The organism is Phytobacter sp. MRY16-398, assembly GCF_003925915.1.
Lineage (GTDB): Bacteria > Pseudomonadota > Gammaproteobacteria > Enterobacterales > Enterobacteriaceae > Phytobacter > Phytobacter diazotrophicus.
In genome coordinates this window covers 2,602,520-2,620,064 of record NZ_AP018756.1, presented here as the reverse complement: position 1 = coordinate 2,620,064, position 17,545 = coordinate 2,602,520, and the positions used below count along the sequence as shown (strand labels likewise).

At 48.6% G+C, this 17,545-nt stretch carries 16 protein-coding genes and 1 pseudogene; 7 read left to right on the top strand and 10 right to left on the bottom strand.

Annotation, left to right across the window (positions count from 1 at the left end):
* Positions 1–143: 143 nt before the first annotated feature.
* Complete coding sequence (locus tag MRY16398_RS12905; RefSeq protein WP_125124524.1) at positions 144–746, top strand: site-specific integrase; 603 nt, start codon at positions 144–146, stop codon at positions 744–746.
* A gap of 173 nt (positions 747–919) precedes the next feature.
* On the opposite strand, the gene MRY16398_RS12900 is transcribed toward MRY16398_RS12905, so the two are convergent.
* Both MRY16398_RS12900 and MRY16398_RS12890 read right to left on the bottom strand, forming a co-directional pair.
* The gene (locus MRY16398_RS12900) at positions 920–2,185 is read right to left on the bottom strand and encodes a hypothetical protein (protein WP_125124523.1); all 1,266 of its coding nucleotides are present in this window, start codon (positions 2,183–2,185) and stop codon (positions 920–922) included.
* Between the two features lie 518 nt (positions 2,186–2,703).
* Positions 2,704–3,882, bottom strand: a complete 1,179-nt coding sequence (locus MRY16398_RS12890; protein ID WP_125124521.1) for an alpha/beta hydrolase family protein — start codon at positions 3,880–3,882, stop codon at positions 2,704–2,706.
* 292 nt (positions 3,883–4,174) lie between these two features.
* Here MRY16398_RS12890 and MRY16398_RS12885 point away from each other — a divergent pair, with 292 nt between their 5' ends.
* Positions 4,175–4,999 carry an AraC family transcriptional regulator gene (locus MRY16398_RS12885; protein WP_125124520.1) on the top strand — a complete coding sequence of 275 codons (825 nt, stop codon included), beginning with the start codon at positions 4,175–4,177 and terminating at the stop codon, positions 4,997–4,999.
* Between the two features lie 227 nt (positions 5,000–5,226).
* Here MRY16398_RS12885 and MRY16398_RS12880 read toward each other — a convergent pair whose 3' ends face one another.
* Positions 5,227–5,667 carry a GNAT family N-acetyltransferase gene (locus tag MRY16398_RS12880; protein ID WP_125125664.1) on the bottom strand — a complete coding sequence of 147 codons (441 nt, stop codon included), beginning with the start codon at positions 5,665–5,667 and terminating at the stop codon, positions 5,227–5,229.
* A gap of 377 nt (positions 5,668–6,044) precedes the next feature.
* On the opposite strand from MRY16398_RS12880, the gene MRY16398_RS12875 reads away from it, so the two are divergent.
* Entirely contained in the window at positions 6,045–6,794 is a 750-nt protein-coding gene (locus MRY16398_RS12875) for an SDR family oxidoreductase (protein WP_125125663.1), read from the top strand.
* A gap of 112 nt (positions 6,795–6,906) precedes the next feature.
* Here the strand turns inward: MRY16398_RS12875 and MRY16398_RS12870 are convergent, their stop codons facing one another.
* Positions 6,907–8,742 carry a M48 family metallopeptidase gene (locus MRY16398_RS12870; RefSeq protein ID WP_125124519.1) on the bottom strand — a complete coding sequence of 612 codons (1,836 nt, stop codon included), beginning with the start codon at positions 8,740–8,742 and terminating at the stop codon, positions 6,907–6,909.
* 632 nt (positions 8,743–9,374) lie between these two features.
* On the opposite strand from MRY16398_RS12870, the gene MRY16398_RS12865 reads away from it, so the two are divergent.
* The 3 genes from MRY16398_RS12865 (at position 9,375) to MRY16398_RS12855 (ending at position 11,068) form a co-directional block, all read left to right on the top strand.
* Positions 9,375–9,932 carry a DcrB/PsbP domain-containing protein gene (locus MRY16398_RS12865; RefSeq protein ID WP_232034404.1) on the top strand — a complete coding sequence of 186 codons (558 nt, stop codon included), beginning with the start codon at positions 9,375–9,377 and terminating at the stop codon, positions 9,930–9,932.
* A 223-nt stretch (positions 9,933–10,155) separates the two neighbouring features.
* The gene (locus tag MRY16398_RS12860) at positions 10,156–10,638 is read left to right on the top strand and encodes a cold-shock protein (protein ID WP_041851468.1); all 483 of its coding nucleotides are present in this window, start codon (positions 10,156–10,158) and stop codon (positions 10,636–10,638) included.
* A gap of 184 nt (positions 10,639–10,822) precedes the next feature.
* The gene (locus MRY16398_RS12855; protein ID WP_108701159.1) at positions 10,823–11,068 is read left to right on the top strand and encodes a YmjA family protein; all 246 of its coding nucleotides are present in this window, start codon (positions 10,823–10,825) and stop codon (positions 11,066–11,068) included.
* A 99-nt stretch (positions 11,069–11,167) separates the two neighbouring features.
* Here the strand turns inward: MRY16398_RS12855 and MRY16398_RS12850 are convergent.
* From MRY16398_RS12850 to MRY16398_RS12830, 5 genes and pseudogenes are all read right to left on the bottom strand, one after another.
* Positions 11,168–11,998: pseudogene (locus tag MRY16398_RS12850) on the bottom strand (PhzF family phenazine biosynthesis protein); the annotation flags it as partial.
* A gap of 74 nt (positions 11,999–12,072) precedes the next feature.
* The gene (locus tag MRY16398_RS12845; protein WP_125124517.1) at positions 12,073–12,561 is read right to left on the bottom strand and encodes a DUF2514 family protein; all 489 of its coding nucleotides are present in this window, start codon (positions 12,559–12,561) and stop codon (positions 12,073–12,075) included.
* The gene (locus tag MRY16398_RS12840; RefSeq protein ID WP_125124516.1) at positions 12,558–13,184 is read right to left on the bottom strand and encodes a glycoside hydrolase family 19 protein; all 627 of its coding nucleotides are present in this window, start codon (positions 13,182–13,184) and stop codon (positions 12,558–12,560) included. The genes MRY16398_RS12845 and MRY16398_RS12840 overlap by 4 nt, the downstream gene beginning before the upstream one ends.
* Positions 13,174–13,464 (bottom strand): phage holin family protein, encoded by a 291-nt coding sequence (locus tag MRY16398_RS12835; RefSeq protein ID WP_066019365.1) that lies wholly within the window; start codon positions 13,462–13,464, stop codon positions 13,174–13,176. The genes MRY16398_RS12840 and MRY16398_RS12835 overlap by 11 nt, the downstream gene beginning before the upstream one ends.
* On the bottom strand, positions 13,451–13,852 hold the full coding sequence (locus MRY16398_RS12830; RefSeq protein WP_125124515.1) for a putative holin: 402 nt from the start codon (positions 13,850–13,852) through the stop codon (positions 13,451–13,453). The genes MRY16398_RS12835 and MRY16398_RS12830 overlap by 14 nt, the downstream gene beginning before the upstream one ends.
* Positions 13,853–14,099: 247 nt before the next feature.
* On the opposite strand from MRY16398_RS12830, the gene MRY16398_RS12825 reads away from it, so the two are divergent.
* The gene (locus MRY16398_RS12825) at positions 14,100–15,218 is read left to right on the top strand and encodes an acyltransferase family protein (RefSeq protein WP_125124514.1); all 1,119 of its coding nucleotides are present in this window, start codon (positions 14,100–14,102) and stop codon (positions 15,216–15,218) included.
* Positions 15,219–15,244: 26 nt separating this feature from the next.
* Here the strand turns inward: MRY16398_RS12825 and MRY16398_RS30920 are convergent, their stop codons facing one another.
* Positions 15,245–17,380 (bottom strand): hypothetical protein, encoded by a 2,136-nt coding sequence (locus tag MRY16398_RS30920; RefSeq protein WP_232034423.1) that lies wholly within the window; start codon positions 17,378–17,380, stop codon positions 15,245–15,247.
* Between the last annotated feature and the right edge of the window lie 165 nt (positions 17,381–17,545).

The window sequence follows — 17,545 nt, the reverse complement described above, 5'->3', positions numbered from 1 at the left end:
AAAAAAACTTCAGTAACTGACCTGCTCCGCGTTGATTAAGACACCTCAATGTTGGCCATGTAGTTGTTGGAGCTGTGAATTTCCACTCTTCGCTCATAAGGGACAACCATACTCAAATCTCCCACATTGCAGGAGATTTGAGTATGAACACGTCACCGTGGAACAAAGACCGTATCATCGGCCAAAAAAGACCACTTCAGATATCTCATATCTGGGGGATCAGAATCCGACTTGAACTGGAAGGTAAAACGCGCGATTTAGCTCTGTTCAATATGGCCCTGGACAGTAAGCTTCGGGGCTGTGATCTGGTCAAACTCAAAGTATCTGATGTTGCATATGGCAGCTCTGTTTCAAGCAGAGCAACGGTTTTGCAACAGAAAACCGGTAGTCCTGTGCAATTTGAGATAACCAAAGGGACCAGAGAAGCTGTTTCTGCATTGATAAAGCTTGGCAATTTGCACAGTAAAGACTTCTTGTTTCGGTCTCGGGTCGGAACTAACCAGCACATTTCAACCTGGCAATACAACCGAATCTTTCATGGGTGGGTAGAAAAACTTGGTCTCGACGATTCGCTGTACAGCACACATTCCATGAGAAGAACAAAACCTTACCTAATCTACAAGAAAACTAAGAACCTCCGGGTGATCCAACTTCTGTTGGGCCATAAGAAACTCGAAAGCACAGTCCGTTATCTGGGCATTGAGGTCGATGATGCGTTAGAGATCTCGGAGTCGATTGAAGTCTAAGGTTGTCGGGGCTGCAACAGCAGCCCTGTGCCAGTTGCGGAAGTTACTGAGAACAATCGGTGCCAATCAATAGGGAGCAGGTCAAGAGGCTGCATCAGTGCGGCCCGCAGTTTACTGCAGGCCTGAGAGGATCGGGTTGCACGTTATGTGCCTGGCGATCCCGTTATGTACCGCTAACGCTGCTGAGCTGCTACTTTGTCGCCATGAATAAAGAGAGACATATACCAAATGTCATCTTCGATGGCCGACATGACCACACCGGTTGTACGCGTCAAATGACAGTAACTATGAAGTAATTGCAGGGTCGTCTTTATGATCATCACATGCGTGCGGTACAGAGTGTCTGCGTTAATCTGCAGACCATATGTAGCAAGTTTTCCTTGCACTTCTGCGCTCAGGGTGTGCTGATTATCAAAGGCATTGAAAATCGGCGGAACCTTCAGGTCACTCATGTAAACATTGCGGCTGCCCTGGCGAAACTTTTCCTGCGCCGCAGAAAGGTATTCGTCGGCCAGGCGAATTTCAATCATGGCAGCGCCGAGATATCCCGGCCAGCTGGCCAGTGTCCCTGTGTGCATACGTAACCTTGTCTTACGGCTACCCCAGTTGCTGAAGAACTTCTGCACCCGTTGCGGATTATTGAAATCACGGATAGTGATCAGCGGCACGTCTCTCAGGCTTGGCCTGAGACTGGCTTCATTGAATGAGTGTTCGACGTCAAGTAATCTTTCAATATAATTTTCATTTAATTTCAAGTTGTTATTGCGAACCAGTACTGATGCTGCACTCTTTGCACCGAGCGTTACCTTCAGATACTGCATTATCATTTCATGACTGGCCATTAAGGTCAGGCGGGTAGCAAATTCAGGCGTAACGGAGTTGTTAATCCGTTCAGGACCATTTTTTCTCGCAGGCAGTATCCCTGTGACGATCAACCAGCAGTAGGCCTTCAGTGGTGCATCCACAGACTCCCAGGCCAGACAGCGTTTCACCAGATCGCGCCGAACCAGCGCCGAATAGCCAGCAAACTCTTCCTTTAGGGTTTCAGCGATTTCCAGCGCATAACGAGTATCAAAACCTGTCGCTTTCTCGATGACAACAAGCATAAACGCCAACTGGTAATTGGTACTGTAACGATCATAATCTGCAATGGTTTCTTCAGGAAGATCTATCGCTTCAACATCCACAGGAATCGCCTCTATCAGCTCATCACGCGTATTCGCCAGGTAGACTTCCAGAAAGCAGTAAGCCATATGTTTGATGGCTTCTGCATTAGCACCGGTATAGTGTTCTTCAGCCATCTGATTTACACGCGTCACGATTTCCTTTGTCTGTTGCCGCTCAGCAGCAGTCATTCCGCAATGAACTACCAGTTGATCAAAACAGAGCTGATCCACAAAGTCCATCGCTGCTTTCTGTTCTTTCGTAATACGAGTCATTTTTCTCTTCCTGGGACGTTGAATACGGCTGGCGCTATTATGTTGAGTTAGCTGGGCATGGGCTATTGCGAAAAAAACTGTACTTTTTTCTACACTAAGCTGGCAATCGGGAGGGCCTTTGGTAACTCGAATTATCGCTCCAGTAAGAAATATCTGCTTTGAACTCCAGGAAGGGGATGAATAATCCAGTGACAGTTATCAAAGAGAATGCAGTCTTCATGTACAGAACAGCTTAAGACATGTGGTGTTTCTTCAGAAGAAATAATCGACACATTCATTTTCAGCGCCATAGCGTTTGACATTCTCCCTATTAACTGGCGCTTTGGATAATTAGTTAAAGTTGTATAATCAGTGAGAAGAAGTTTTAACTTCAGCTCCTCGCTCACAGCCGCCGTTCCAATATCTCGTTTTTACACTAACTACGCGCAGAGGGGCCTGATATCCCTCGTTTACCAGATAACGGCATCCTTCCCTGGTCATCTGCCTTTTTCTGGTTGTGACCCCCGGCAAGTTTGCTGTCACAAAACCTCACGCAACCAGGCATCCACCTCCTGCACAAGGCGCAGGGGATTGTTGCCCTGACAATGGGCGTCAGCGCCCGTTTCTGCATCCAGCATCGTTAATCGCTTATTCGCCGACGGAATGGCGTTGTGCCATTCGATGCTCTGCTGCTTCCATACGGCACCCTCCTGGCCGCCAACAACAGTGAGAAAGGGAACATTAACCTTCGCGGGAGCGGCGGTGGCGCTTTGCCACTTATCGGCCAGAGCTGTCAGGTTATCGACGCCAGCCTTCCAGAGCAGAACTTGCATATTGCGGTGGGCTGCATCCGATGGAGTGTGCGTTTCTTTCTTCGTTGCTCCGGCAGCGGCAAGGAATAATTCTTCGGGACATGAAAGCGCGGGTGTCGCGACAATGGCCGCAAGGCGTGGTTCTTCCGCTGCCGCGCGGCAGGCGAAATAGCCTCCGAGGCTCATGCCGAGCATAGCCAGCTTTTGTGTATTCACGCCGAAACGGGCAACCAGAGTGTCGATCACTGCACCGATCGGTCGTTCGATTTCAGCTTCCCAGTACAAGTTCTGTTCTGCCACCAACCCCTGCCCCGGCAGATCGACCAGAGCAACCGCATAGCCGCGTTCCAGATAATAGCGCCCCTGTGACAGGAAACGGTCCTCGTGGCAGGTATCCGCGCCACCGATAATCAGGATTGTCGGTGCTGCCTGGTCGTTTGCAGGGAAAAAATGGCCCGGTAATTTACCGCCGGAATAAGCGACCTCAAAGCGCGTTGTCGGTAAGCCCAACTCTTGCATGGCCTGATCGAACAGCTCCTGTCCTTTGCGAAACAAAGCCGAAAAATATGCGCCCGGCAGGACGAACTGCCACGCTGAACGGTAGCAGGCAAACGCTTTAAGACGGGTTTCACCGGCTGCGCGCATTACGCCCTGTCCGGCCCAGCGCTCTGCCTGTGCCGCGAGCACCTCACCCTGCCGCTCGAAGGCCTGTGTCCAGGTGTCAGGGTTACCGTCCTCAATGTGCGACGCAATATGAAAGGCTTCGCCCACCGAAAGCCCGCCCGTCGGCCCCCAGCCCAACGCGCCGAGGAAGAATAAATCCATATTCGGATCGGCAAAGCGGTAACGCTGGGTAAGACGCGCTGTCGAGTAGTCGCCGCGTAACGTGCAGTTTTGTTCGGTCATGATGGTTGTTCCTTTTTTGGTTCAGGGCAGATCGTGTGGCGAAGGCGCTGTTTTGGATAATCTGGAAAAGTGAGGCCACTGACGAACCGTTTCACGTACGTCGATTTGTTTAGTGAGTCCATCATTCTGATCACCGGCTGGTCAGCATCTGCTTACGGGGTTTCCTCCGGAGAGAAAATGCGTCTGCGACAAAAGGGACTATAAGGAACTGGCAACCGGTCGTCATTGCGAAGAAATGACAAATTATTATTCAATCTTGCCACATGGCGAGACGTCTGAGCATAATGGTGGTATGCCAATACTTAATCAGTCGCTGGCCGGTGCCGACTGGATCGACCCGGATACGCTCCCTCGCCCAATTGTGACAATGGGCTTTCTCCTCACTGACCTGAATGGGTTTGAGCTGGAAGCGCATGCCCACCAGAAAGGACAGGTCATGTTTGTGCAAAAGGGCGCGCTGAGCTGTGAGGTTGCCGGAGGACTATGGATTGTGCCGCCGGGCAGCGCGATGTGGATACCCGGAGAGATCGCTCACAGTCTCAAGGCTGCGGGTGGCCTGGAGGGGTACAACACGTTCATTGCGTCAGACTTAGCGGCGGGCTTGCCTGCGACGTGCTGTGCCATATCGGTGACGCCTCTGCTGCGCGAATTATTGATCCGCTCTGCTCACCTTCCCGCTTTTTACCAACAGGGTGGCGCTGAAACCCGTCTTTTTGATGTGATGATCGATGAGCTCACCACTGCCCCGCCCGAGAAGCTTCACTTACCAATGCCTGTCGATACACGTTTGCGCCGGATGGCGGACCTGATGCTTCAATCGCCAGCAGAAAGAGGAACGTTGAGCGACTGGGCAAAGCGGCTTGGCTTCAGTGAGCGAACGCTTGCGCGTCTGATAAGCCGACAGACCGGTATGAGTTTTGGCCGCTGGCGACAGCAACTCACGATCATGCTCGCTGTCGAATGGCTTGCAAAGGGAGTATCGATCCAGCAGGTTGCCGGTTCGCTCGGCTACGAGAGCGTACCGAGCTTTACAACCCTTTTTCGCAAATTACTGGGAACATCTCCGGGGCGTTACATGGCAGAACGCCACCGGGATGCACAATCAATGAAGCGCTGAGCAGATCTGTGGCGCGAGTTTCATCCATTACAGGCTGGTTTCGCTGGCATCCCGACTTTCAGGATAACACTCTTCTTTGCACAAGGCTCCGACCCCCTGGGCAAGATTGCTGTTACATAGATTGTCAAAGCTCATTAGAGTTGTCTAATCGGAAGCTCATCAGGAATATCCCATAGTTGAGATGACTGCTTTGGGCCAGGAATGGACTGTGCTATCACCCTGCAGGGTTAATAAACCAGGGGCAAATTAGCAAGGAGCTTTACAAAGCGCTTCCTTACTTCTTTGTATCCGTTATCTTCATAAAATTTGTGCGCTCTGGTTCTTCTTTCACTGCTTGAAAGCTCAATCTGAGAACATTTTTTATCGAGGGCCATGCGCTCAGAGGCAATCAGAAGTTGCTGGCCTATCCCCGCCCCACGTGACGACTCATCTATGACCAGAGCTGAAATTAATGCCCATAAGCTATTTTCATGAACAGGTGTGATAAAGTTCATAACAACAACTCCACAAACCTCCTTATCTAATTCAGCCACTAAAGTACAAAGCGTACTCTGCGTCTCACAGATACGTTGTTCTAAGCTCTCAGTGTCTGTCTGATAGCCCAACTGTAGAAAAAGCTTTTTTAGAGAGGGAATATCTTTTGATTCTGCCGCCCTTATTAAAATCATTGTGATCATTTCCTTCGGTGGGGTTCAACAAAAAATATCCAGATTTCATCAATCAAATCAATAAAAGTTGCAAACCACACGAGGAAAAAGACAATTCAACATAGCCGTCCAGGAAACAGGCTTACCCAACCTGCTGTCATCCAGTATGGATTTTGATGTGATGTCCACGTCTGGCTCATAGCAGACCTTCAGATCAGTCAGTTTGACCGCTCCGAGCCAACAGCGGACGCTGCTACTCCCCAGGCTCGCATTAATCAGTTTACGGTGCGGCTTATTCATCTTCCTCCTATACAAATGGCACGAACGGAAAGATGTCACTCCCCCTCCTCCTGTATATCTACATCCACACAGAGTCATTAAGAAAGGGAGGCATGGAGATGCTCAGAGGTAAAAGAGCGGTTATTACCGGTGGAGGTGGAGGATTTGGCCAGGCGCTGTGCGTGTGGCTGACCCGAGAGGGTGTCGAAGTGGATTTTTGCGCGCGGCGGGCTGAGGATATTCAAAAAACCTGCAGCATCATCACTGCAGAAAGCGGCATTGCAAAAGGGTATATCTGTGATTTAGCCCGGCCTGAATCCGTTTCTCAGTTTTCTTCACAGCTTTTAACCTCAGATAAGCCCATCGACATTTTAATTCTCAATGCCGCTCAGTGGTTGTCAGGGAGCTTAGACGATCAGCCTGACACAGAAATTATTAATACCGTCAGTTCAGGTCTGACAGGTTCGATCCTGTTGACTCAGGCGTTGCTGCCTGGGTTAAGACGTTCAGACAGTGCTGATATCATCTCAATAATATCTTCATGTGGCGTCCCGAATTTTACGGACTCAATTGCGCATCCCGCTTTTTTCGCCAGCAAACACGGTCTCAGCGGGTTTACAACTAAACTGTCACAGCAGTTGTCCGAAGAAAATATCCGTGTTACCGGGCTGTATCCGCCGGATTTCGAACTTACGGGGTTAGAGACGTCTGTCGATGGTCAATCCAGGATGGGGGAACGTCTTTTGAATGGACGATCGGTCTGGGAAACGATTCGTTTCGTGCTGACTCAACCGCGCAGTTGCCATATCAGTAGCATCTACTTTCAAGGTCCAACTCGCGAGGACCTGAGTGGCAGGTCAAACGCCTGAGGCTCAGCTTTTCCCATGACAGCCTTGCCTAATCACGCAGCGAAAAGCTCATTAATAATGATGAATAAAAGTTGTAGCTCAACCCCTGTCACAGGGTTGAGCCACTGCTTATTTATGCGTCGTGCTGAGTCACCGTTTCGGGTTGTTGCAGCAGCGACCGTACCGTCTGATGGCGGTGCCAGTACCAGGCCAGCACTTGCTTGAATCTCTCAATCTCTTTCTTCAGGCCCGGCAGAGGAATTTTGCTGCGTTTTTTGCCGTGGGCGTTCGGCTGCACATGTTGTACGTGCAGGGTATCCCGGCCAAAATTTCTGAGGACGTTGATATTTTTAACATTATCCCAGTCCAGCAGTTCAGCCGTTTTCGGCAACACAATGCCCTGCCAGGTGATTTCGACCTGCGAACCGTCTTTCAGCGTAAAGGGAACATTCGGGAAATATTTAAGGACCAGCGCGGTCTCCTCTTCTCCCGTGGGCTGATAGCGCCAGGCCAGGCTCTCTTCATGCGTAGACGAGAAATCACGCTCATATTTCTGCCAAAGCTGCTGTTCGATGTTGTCGGCAATGGGCATTAAATCAACCCAACTCTCCGTCGGGAGTTCCGCTGCCACCGCAGCATAGGCGGTTTCTTCGACGGAAAAACCAACGTTACGCATCCTCTCAGTCAGCGGTGGGTGTGAATCAAAGGGATGCGGCACATTATGTTCACGCATGGCACTGATAAAACCGGGCGAATTTACATGTGCAGGCAAACCGGCGGCGATGGTTTTGCGGATCCCCAGTTCACTCTCATGCAGCGCGTTATTGGCAAACAGATCCCTTTCAACTTCATAGCGATAACTCGCATACGCTGAAATTTTGATCAGGGATTCAATGATCGCGGCAGGTGAAATGAGCGCGGAGGCATTGCTATCGGCAACGAACTCACGTTCACGGCTGTTGCGTTGCCATGCCAGTTCAAACAGCATGCGATACAAATACAGCGGATAGTAGACAATGAGCGTGGCCACATTCTCGCTCATCAGGGCAATATAGAGATCGAAACGGTGGAGCTTCGGCCCCAGTAACGCGCCCGATGCCGTGTCGCCTTCATGCAGGTGAGTCAGTTCATGAACCATGACGCCATCAGCCTGCGCAAGCGTCAGTTGGCGCAACAGCGGAATACTGACATAGAGTTTGCGGCCCTTTAGCAGATGGTCATTAACGCGCAGCGGTGCTTCTGTTACGTAGAAATTGGTGTCGATACCAGCAATAACATGGTCCGGCGGGGTTGTTCCTACTCTGGCAGCCAGCGCATCAATCCGTGACCACAGTGCAGGGGCGGCTTCGCGGCTCACGACTTCGCCTTCGATATTCTCCTCAGGCGGGAGCTTTTTAAAGATGCCTTTGATGATGTAGTAGATACCCGCCAGCACCATCAATCCGACTAATATAACCAGTTTTGGATAGTAGGTTTGCGTGAAGAAGGCGGTTCCCCAGAAAGAGAGCCAGACCAGCATCGCCCCTTGAACAATCACTTCAAGTGAACCTGCTAACATCAGGAATGACCGTGCCAGCATCAGGCTTAACAACTGGCACTTACGGTTTCTGAAGGCCAGTGCGCTGAATAACACGATCATCAGCAGTACAAAACAACCGGCAATCAACGTCCAGAATGCAACGTTGTCCATCATGTAGAACTGCCAGAGTTCAGAACCCGGTGCGCAGACCGCCTTTTTATAGTTGAGCAGATCTTCGGTAACCGGGCCGCAAACGCTTGAAGGTGGATTCTCTTGCAGGAACCCGGCAAGTTTCCCGGCATCCTGGTGTTGTTTTTGTGCATCCTCAATAAAGAATTGCGTGTATTCCTGATTGAGTGATCTATTCCCGTACTCAGCAAAACCTAGTGTGATCGCTGGTATAAGAAACAGGGTTAACAGTAACCAAAAGAGTACTTTTGTATAACCCATTTTCAATTCCGTTATGCTTTTCAACGTTATTAACTCATCCACTGTTTGTAATGGGAAAAACTGCTTTCGCGGAGATTACCGGAAGGAGTTTACTGTACAAGTTAAAGAGGAAAGTGCCCTCTTGCTATGCTTACACTATTTTACAAATGGTAGATTCTGATTGTAAACCTACCTTTGTTAGTAATGGAAACGGCAAAGTTATTTTCAGCAGCAATTTCAGTTTGGGATGAGCACAATGGTTGCTTTATTAAATTAAGGCTTCTGAAAAAGTCAGGAAAATATCTTGTTTAACCGTGACATTGCTGAGTAAGTGCAGGGATAATTCATGCGATAAACTATATTAACCCCAATAAAAACAACAAGTAACAAATCCATCTCTTGATCAACAACGCCTACTAATGCGCAATAGGATAATTCGTAATTTGCATTATTATTTTTCATATCAATAAAGATAAGGAGACTCTGCCTTTATGTTCCCACTTATTATTTGTGTGGTTTTGCCTGCATTATCGGGCATAAAAAAGGAATTCGAAATGGAATATGCTATCCCGCCTTGCTGCCTGCTTACTTAGCTTCTACGCTGTAACCCCTGCATTTTCAAAAAAAGGAAATAACACCATGAGGAGCTCACAATGAAGTTCAAGAATATATCTAACCTGTCAGCCGCAATATTCTTTACCGTAACGCTGGGTTGTACAGTTAATGTGGCATCAGCCGCCGAAGTGCAGACGACGGAACAAAAGGCCGCTACGACTGAAACAATCTCTCTTCTGGATGGAAAGCAGGAATTCCAATTACAGGGCTATGAGGTTCAGCCTGTTCCTGGCGGTGCGCCTGGGAAAATGTATGTCAATAAACAGGCTAAACGGGTGCTTATTATTGGCGAAGAAGATATCCCGTTGGCGGCCCGTGCTGCCAGTGAGGATGATTTTCTCACGGGCCTGAAATCCATTAAAGATCAGCAGAAGCAAGCCTCTCCCTCTTATAAGGTTGTCAGTGAAAAAACGGAGAACGTGAAGGGATTGAAGGTTTATCACATTGAGGCCACCAGCAATATGGACGGTACTGACGTATTTCAGGCAACCTTAATTGCTGTCGCCAACGGAAAATTCACCATTATTCAGGTCATTTCGAACCAGAAAGATAAGCCGGGTCACATCGCAGCGGTAAACAATATTCTCGGCAAATGATTTGACAGGCGCGCCCGGGAAGGCCCGGGGGCGTCTGTTCCCTTCCCCCTCTTCCCGGAGGAGCAAGGTAACCGAACGTGCACACTCGCAGGCTTTAGCGCATCACCTCGACATCCCCCAACTTTATCACTCACACTTAATCCAAAGACGTAGTCTGCGCGGGCATTGTGCTTTACACTGCGCGCTGCAAAAATTGAGTAGATAAACGGTTAATCAGGCGGTAATGGCGATGAACGGAACAATCACAACGTGGTTTAAAGATAAAGGTTTTGGATTTATCAAAGATGAAAACGGCGAAAACCGGTACTTTCATGTGATTAAGGTCGCCAACCCTGATCTTATCAAGAAAGATGCCGCAGTAACCTTCGAACCGACCACCAACAACAAAGGCTTGTCCGCGTATGCGGTCAAAGTTATCCCGGAAAGCAAGTACATTTATATTGCAGGTGAGCGCCTGAAACTCGCCTCGATCAAATCTTTTGTGGTATTCAGCGAAGAAGTGCCAGTTGAAACCGGGATCGATAAAGAAAATGCGGTGCTGTCGGTGGGGCTTCTGATGAACAACATCAAGCCGAAATCCGCGCAGAAACCAGGCGAAATGCGCTCGGTAAAAAAACTGGCGATCACCACCTTCCAGGGCACGACATTAATCTTCTCGGAAGATGAAATTGACGTTGAAGCCACGGTAAAAATGCTCAAAGTCTGACATCATCAGGCTGACCCTGTACCGACCTTGTGCGCGGTCCATTCGCCGCCTGTCGGCACGATTTTCTGCCCTCCTGGATGTTGCCGTATTAATCCGGCAATTTTCCCTCGGGCAGTAAAATAAGACTGCTATTATCTAAACCACATCGGCAGCATCAACTGGCTCAGACCTTAGGGAAAGACTTATGAACAACGAAATACCGCTTAAATTTTATGACATCGTGGATGAGTATTCGTCGGAAAGCGAGAAGCCGGTGAGCGAGTCAGAGCGCGATCCCCTGGCACACTATTTCCAGTTGCTGATCACCCGCTTAATGAATAACGAAGAGATCAGCGAAGAAGCGCAGCAAGAGATGGCCAGCGAAGCCGGTATCAGTGAAAAGCGTATCGATGACGTCGCGAATTTCCTCAATCAATGGGGCAACGAGTAACGCCCCATCAGTCTGTATCGGGAAGGCGGCAGCCTGTGGTGACTGTCCCCCTTCTCGCTTAGCGCCTGCCTGGCGCACTCATGCCAGGCGGATATGACCTCACAGCGTCAACGTCCCTTCCATCGTGATCACACTGCTGCCGCCCACCCGCACAACCGGTGTACCCTGCGAGGCGTCATACTCTGCCAACAGCAGGCTGGCACGCCCCATATCCACACCCTGCCTTACGCGCAAAGAGAGCGTCGTCTTAGCATTAAGCGAAGCCAGCAGCGCCGTCACTGCAGCCGTCGCACTGCCTGTCGCCGGGTCTTCGGTCATCCGCGGCGTAAACATCCGCGCCTGCAAATCACAGTCCTCTTCCTGTGTTGTGTCCAGGGTATAGGCATAAATGGAGACTGCGCCGTCCAGTGGCAGAACAGCCCGAAAACCTTGTAAATTTGGTACGCAGCGGCGTAGCGCGTCGCGGGAGGCGAGCTCCACAATCAGAAATGGCAGCCCCACCGAGGCCACCAGCGGCTGATGCACAGCCGTACTGATGCAGTCTGCCTCCAGCGACAGACAGGCGGCGACCTGCTCCGGGCTCACTTCGGAACGGCAGGATAACGGCTCCGGCACCCGTAGTTCGGCCCCGCTCACCACGCCGTTGTTTTTGAGCAGACGAACGGGTACCAGACCCGCCGCTTCTTCAAACTGCAATATCTCAGGCAGTGTCTCGCCGTTCGCCGCCGCGTAGCTTGCCAGCACAAAGGCAGTGCCGACATTGGGATGCCCGGCGAAAGGAATTTCCCGCGTGGGGGTAAAAATGCGCACATGCGCCGTGTTTGCCCTGTCGGCGGGCGGCAGTACAAACGTCGTTTCGCTGTAGCCGAACTCGGCGGCAATCTGTTGCATTTGCCCGGTGCTCACCCCCTGTGGATTACAAACAACGCTTTCAACTTAATGATTTAAAAGTATTTATTTAAATATTTAAAATTAGATACCGACTTTTATACCGTCAGCGGCATTTAATGACCATTTTTCATGGAGTCGTATTGGCGCTCGCAGAGTCGCCCGGCTTCTGCTGCCCGGTCAGCGTATTCTGCCAGTTGTCGATTTCGTTCGAGAGATTTGCTGAACACGTCGGTAAGCAGAATTCCGGTGTCTGCGGCTGACGGGCCAGCGCCGACAGTGTTGGCATATTGTCTGAGTTTGCTCCTGATACTGTCGAGTTGCTGCTGCAAGCCGCCAGCGCGCTGAGCGGCAAGCATAGCATCATTACGCGCCTGATCAATCTTGCGTTGCGCTTCCTGTTCATCATGTGCTTTCTCCTGCTCACGTTCTGCTTTGGCTTTAGCGTCTGCATCAGCCTGGTCTTTTTTGGCCTGCTCAATCCCGGCGTTGTATCGGTTGTCGCCGTGCACGTTCCAGGCAACGACAGCAAAGACCACCAGTGCGATAGCGACGGCGGCCACGGCAAGCTGTCGCCAGTATGCTTTCAGGATTGCGGCGATCATAACAGCGCCTTTTTAGCGGTAAGGTAGCGCGCCCGTCGGTCATCGATGCCATTCTGGCCGCCATTGATTATCTGCGTGACGCGAACCAGATCGCCCGTATATTTCAGGCATCCTTTCGATGCATAGAACCATGCCGCACTGCGGGCCGCGTATGCGTCCTGCGCCAGCAGTTCAGGCTGAGCCACCAGATCGACTTTCAGGGCATTGCCGCAGTCACGGTAATTCGTCAGGCCGGTGATCTGAATAAGCCCGCGTCCCCGATAAAACCAGCCATCAGTCGGCCCGTTGTTACCCATACGCTTGCTGTAGACCAGATTGGCAATTGCACGCTGGCGTTCCAGTGGCAACGATGGTTCACCCTGACGGCGGCCCAGCGCATTCGCCTGTGCCTTAGTGATGCGCCCGGCACGGACAAAATCAGCCAGGCCAGCAACGCTGTAATTGAAGCTTTCGACAAGTGAGCTAAACCCTGCGCTTTCGTGCCCGGCCTGGGCAATGAACATCGCCTGATCGTCAGGGGTAGTAATGCCAAATTCCCGCATTGCTGCGGTGATATGCGGGAACCAGCGCGCAGCGGCAGAACCGTTCAGGCCAGAAGCTTTCTGAAACTGATTAATGTCCATGTTGAGACCTCGATATTTTGAAGATCTGCACGACATTCCCCTTCGTCTTGAGGATTGCCGCCAGGAATACAGCGTTGATGATGACCTGTGACCAGTCGACGGAGTAGTAGCCATAGAATGTGCGTACCGGAATGCTCGCGCTGACGACGATCACGACGTAGGCAAGCCATCCACCCCACCGGCGGTGGCGGGCACCGTCCCGGCGGAATAGCAAAACACGGACAGCAATGCCCGCGCAGATGATGGCGTTGATAAGCAGAAGCACCTCATGACTGATCATCGTTTTTCCCTCCGGGCAATAAATCTCGCGGATTGTCAGAACGGTGATACAGCCAGATGCCGATGCGTACAGCGACGATAGAAGACACGAAAGCGCCGACAGAGAAAACAATGCCCGCCTCGAATGAGTCTTTCGTGATTGTGGGAATCAGGCTGGCAAGGCCTATGATTATGGATGCCGTGGCTTTGTAGAATAACAGGCCACATACGAAACTTAGCAGGCTTAACAGCAGGCGGCGCCGGATGGGATATTCAATCGCCGAGGTAACAAAAATCACCGCCCCGGCCAGTGCACCTAACGCCACCTCCGGAGGAACCCCGGCGAATACCGATGCCAGAGCCCCCAGGCTAAGCCCCTGATTCAGCGTATCCGCTGTCACATGGGACATGTTGACCACCGTTTATTGTGCATAGCGTACCCCCTTAGTTGGTAAGCTAATCATACACAATAAACCGTATACGGTTAATTATTACCACAGATAATTCCTAAATGCGCACTGGTTCCACCCACCATTTCTTGCGCAAGTTGAACATCTCCGTTAACTGCTGGCTATAGTGGTGATAGAATGTTTCACTTACACAAATTCTTACTTAACACAAATTTGATTGTTTTTAATGCAAACGGAATAAATCGTAATGGGATTTTTAAGGCTATTTTTGGCGTTATGCGTTATTGCTGGGCACTCTAGAACGCCTGTATTTGGTTATGTCGGTGTAAACTCTTGGTATGCTGTGAATCTGTTTTTCATTATATCAGGCTTTTACATGGCGATGGTTCTCAATGAGAAATATAAAGATGCTCCAGTTTTGTCATTCTACAAAAGCAGGGCTCTTAGGTTATATCCAACTTATTTTGTTGGTTTAATTATAGCTTTAATTGTCTCATGGGATGTATACGCTCAAGCTTTTTCATTGCTTTCCATTAGTTCAAAAATATTGTTCGTTATACAGAATACATTAATATTTGGTCAGGATACTTCATTTTTGATTTGCGCAAAATTAGCTACCGGAGCATGTCAAAACCCAATACTAATGACACCAAATCCTCCTGCTTGGTCGCTTAGCGTTGAATTAATATTCTATATTGTAGCTCCATTTATTGTTAAATCACCGATAAAGACATTTGCGTATTTTGTTTTTGGTCTTATTTATTTACTGATGTTAAATTTTGTTTCTTATCCAATATCATCATTATCACTATTTAGCATTGCACAAAACACATCGTTCTTCTATTACTGGTACCCATCATCTTTCGTATTCTTTGCGATGGGAGCAATGGGATATCAGTTTAGCAAGGGAATGATTAGCGGTAAAATATACCCTATAGCGATAATTTCATTCATTGCATCGACATACACGGTAACAATAATGCCACTTTGGCAAATGGCAATTATAGGTGTTGCTATCCCAACACTATTTTCAATAACAAAACACAATAAGATAGATAGAATTATAGGGGAGATGTCATTCCCTGCATATATACTCCACTTCCCAATTCTAACATTCATTGAAAGACATGTTTCTGATTATCCATATATATTTGAAAATGTAACTATTGGCACGACTGTTGCGTTGTGTAGCTGTACGATTGGCTTGATTCTTTATTTGACGATGGAGAAATATCTGGATCGTATAAGGCATGATAGATTTTCATTTTCAGGTAGCTGCGAAGCGCCAGCATTTGTTAAATTTATAATAATACCAGCAATTTTATCCATGCCATTGTTTACGATTGCTTATATAGTTTATCAATAGATAAAAGGGGCATCAGCCCCTTTTTATTAGTACCCGAAAATGCTTACCCCTCTTGAAAGCAGGGAATATTTCTGCGTTCCTGCTGCGATAGTCCCTACAATATTGAACACAAGACTTGATGCTGTTGATGCATCTGAATTGTAAACTGCCCTCACATTAGTTGCACTAATGATTTGCAGATCCGCATACACAGGAACGGCAGTAAAGGATGCCTGAGATACTGACAGAGTGACAGAAGTTTGCCCAGAGGTTGCCGTAAATGTGTTGATGGTTGCATAGTCGTATAACTTAGTTGGCGACATGTATTCCGGGAATACCACAGGCAGGCCTCCAGCATTCAAAGCGTAAACATTTGGGCCAATTTGAATATTTGTGTTGGCAGCAGCAATGGCGGCAACTCCAGATCCACCAAAGAATGTCCCATACTTAATATCTGAAAATGTATTCCCGCATTCAACCACATTGTTGATTGGTTGAGATCCGGTAAAAAATACACCATATGTTTCACCAGATACACCGAAGGCACTAAAGGTATTACCGGTTATTGTTATACCCTTGATAACAGTGGATGAGTAGGCGTTTGTCAACTGAATAGCCTTGCCGCCATCCTTCTGTAGAGCAAATCTGTTACCGATAATATCGATGCTGTCTGCGCTGCTGCTAGCGTTGTTGCTGATTGCAATTACTGCGCCATCAGCAGTAAGTTCACCGTTAGCGGAAATGCTTACACCGAAGCTGCCATCAAGGAAAAAGCAGGTCTGACTGAAATCACTAATCTGGTTACCGGTTGCGTTGATAGCCAATGTCTGGACTGCGTAGAGACCAGTTATTCCGTATACCATGTTGTTAGCGGTCATATTGACACCCTCGGCCCTGCCTCCACTCTGAGTTACTCGAGGTGGAATATATACAGGGTATGACATGCCAGTAAAGTTGTTCTGACCGATAAATACGCCCATTACGGACGAGTTCATGTTATTGGTGAATGCATACCGGATACCATAACCACCATTAACCACCTTGGAATCCTGGACGGGGTTATGGAATATATTTCCTGTTATCTTTATTGCCCATATGCCAGATAACAGGATTCCTGTCTGGCGAAGACCTTTCATCTCAAAATGACATTCTTTAATACTGTGCGGAGCTTTACCAGATCCAGTCCAGATGGTTGAGGCATTGATGCATACAGCATCATCAACACTTGGCTTGAACTTAATTCCACACACTACGGCCGTGTAAAGATTACCGCTTGGGTCAATCTCACTAGCTGTAAAAGCAACCAACGTGCTGGCTGAACCACCAATTGACGATGAAGGCCCGCAGCCGTACAAAGTGAAATTGATATTTGGTATGGTTGCAGTTTTATTAATATTTAAATTACATCCAGATGGAATAAAAACACCCGATGCACCAGACAAACAAGCTGCTTGTAATGCAGCCCAATCAATAGAATCTGACAGAGATGTAGCGAAAGGATAGACCGTTTGTGCTGCTGACAAAGTAGAGTAGCGCTCAGAAAGAGGGTGTAATGCCCCATCACCGATAACACCAAAGTCTTTAACAGATACAACGTCCCTCATCTTATCCTGAAAGGTTCGGTAAACAGCACCAATACCTGATTGCAAAAACCATCCAAATCCACCAACCACACCAGCGATAGCTCTTTCAACATATGCCCGCATAGTGCGATTATTAACCGCATCCTGGTCTGCTGTTGCATCTGCTAAGTTGGCTATCTTATTTTGTTGTGCGTCATAGTAATTGGATAATGTGCTTGGTTTTTTTAACGATAAGCCAAATAAACTTAATGCCCTTTGAATAAGCATTGTCAGCTTGTCGAAAGCATTCTCATGCACTTCGGCAAAGAATTTACCCTGGTTACGAAGATCTGTTTCCTGCGTAACTGGAAGAACACGAGTGATTGAAATTTTCCAGCCACTGGTAAGTGGTGTAGACAGCGTTACATTACCGCCCGTGTAACCACCGGCCCCGCTAACCGTATAGTTGGTATCAAGGATCAGCGTCGTCATATTCTGGCTCAGGTCCAGAATGGTCACGACAAGGTCCGATTTTTTGAATACCCTGAACGTATAAGGAAATTGTGTCGTCACACCATTCCCTACGTAATCATTGTGATCAACCTCTGTTGATACTGTCATCGCACTGTCTCCACCTGTCGCAACGTTCCGGTACGCTGCTTCTGGAGACATTCTATTACCTAAAACCCTAATTAGGATTATGCTGTGTTTTTTATTACCCTTATGGTAATTAAATATCTACTGGTGTAGACAAAAGACCTCTGTTATATGTATATATATACAGTG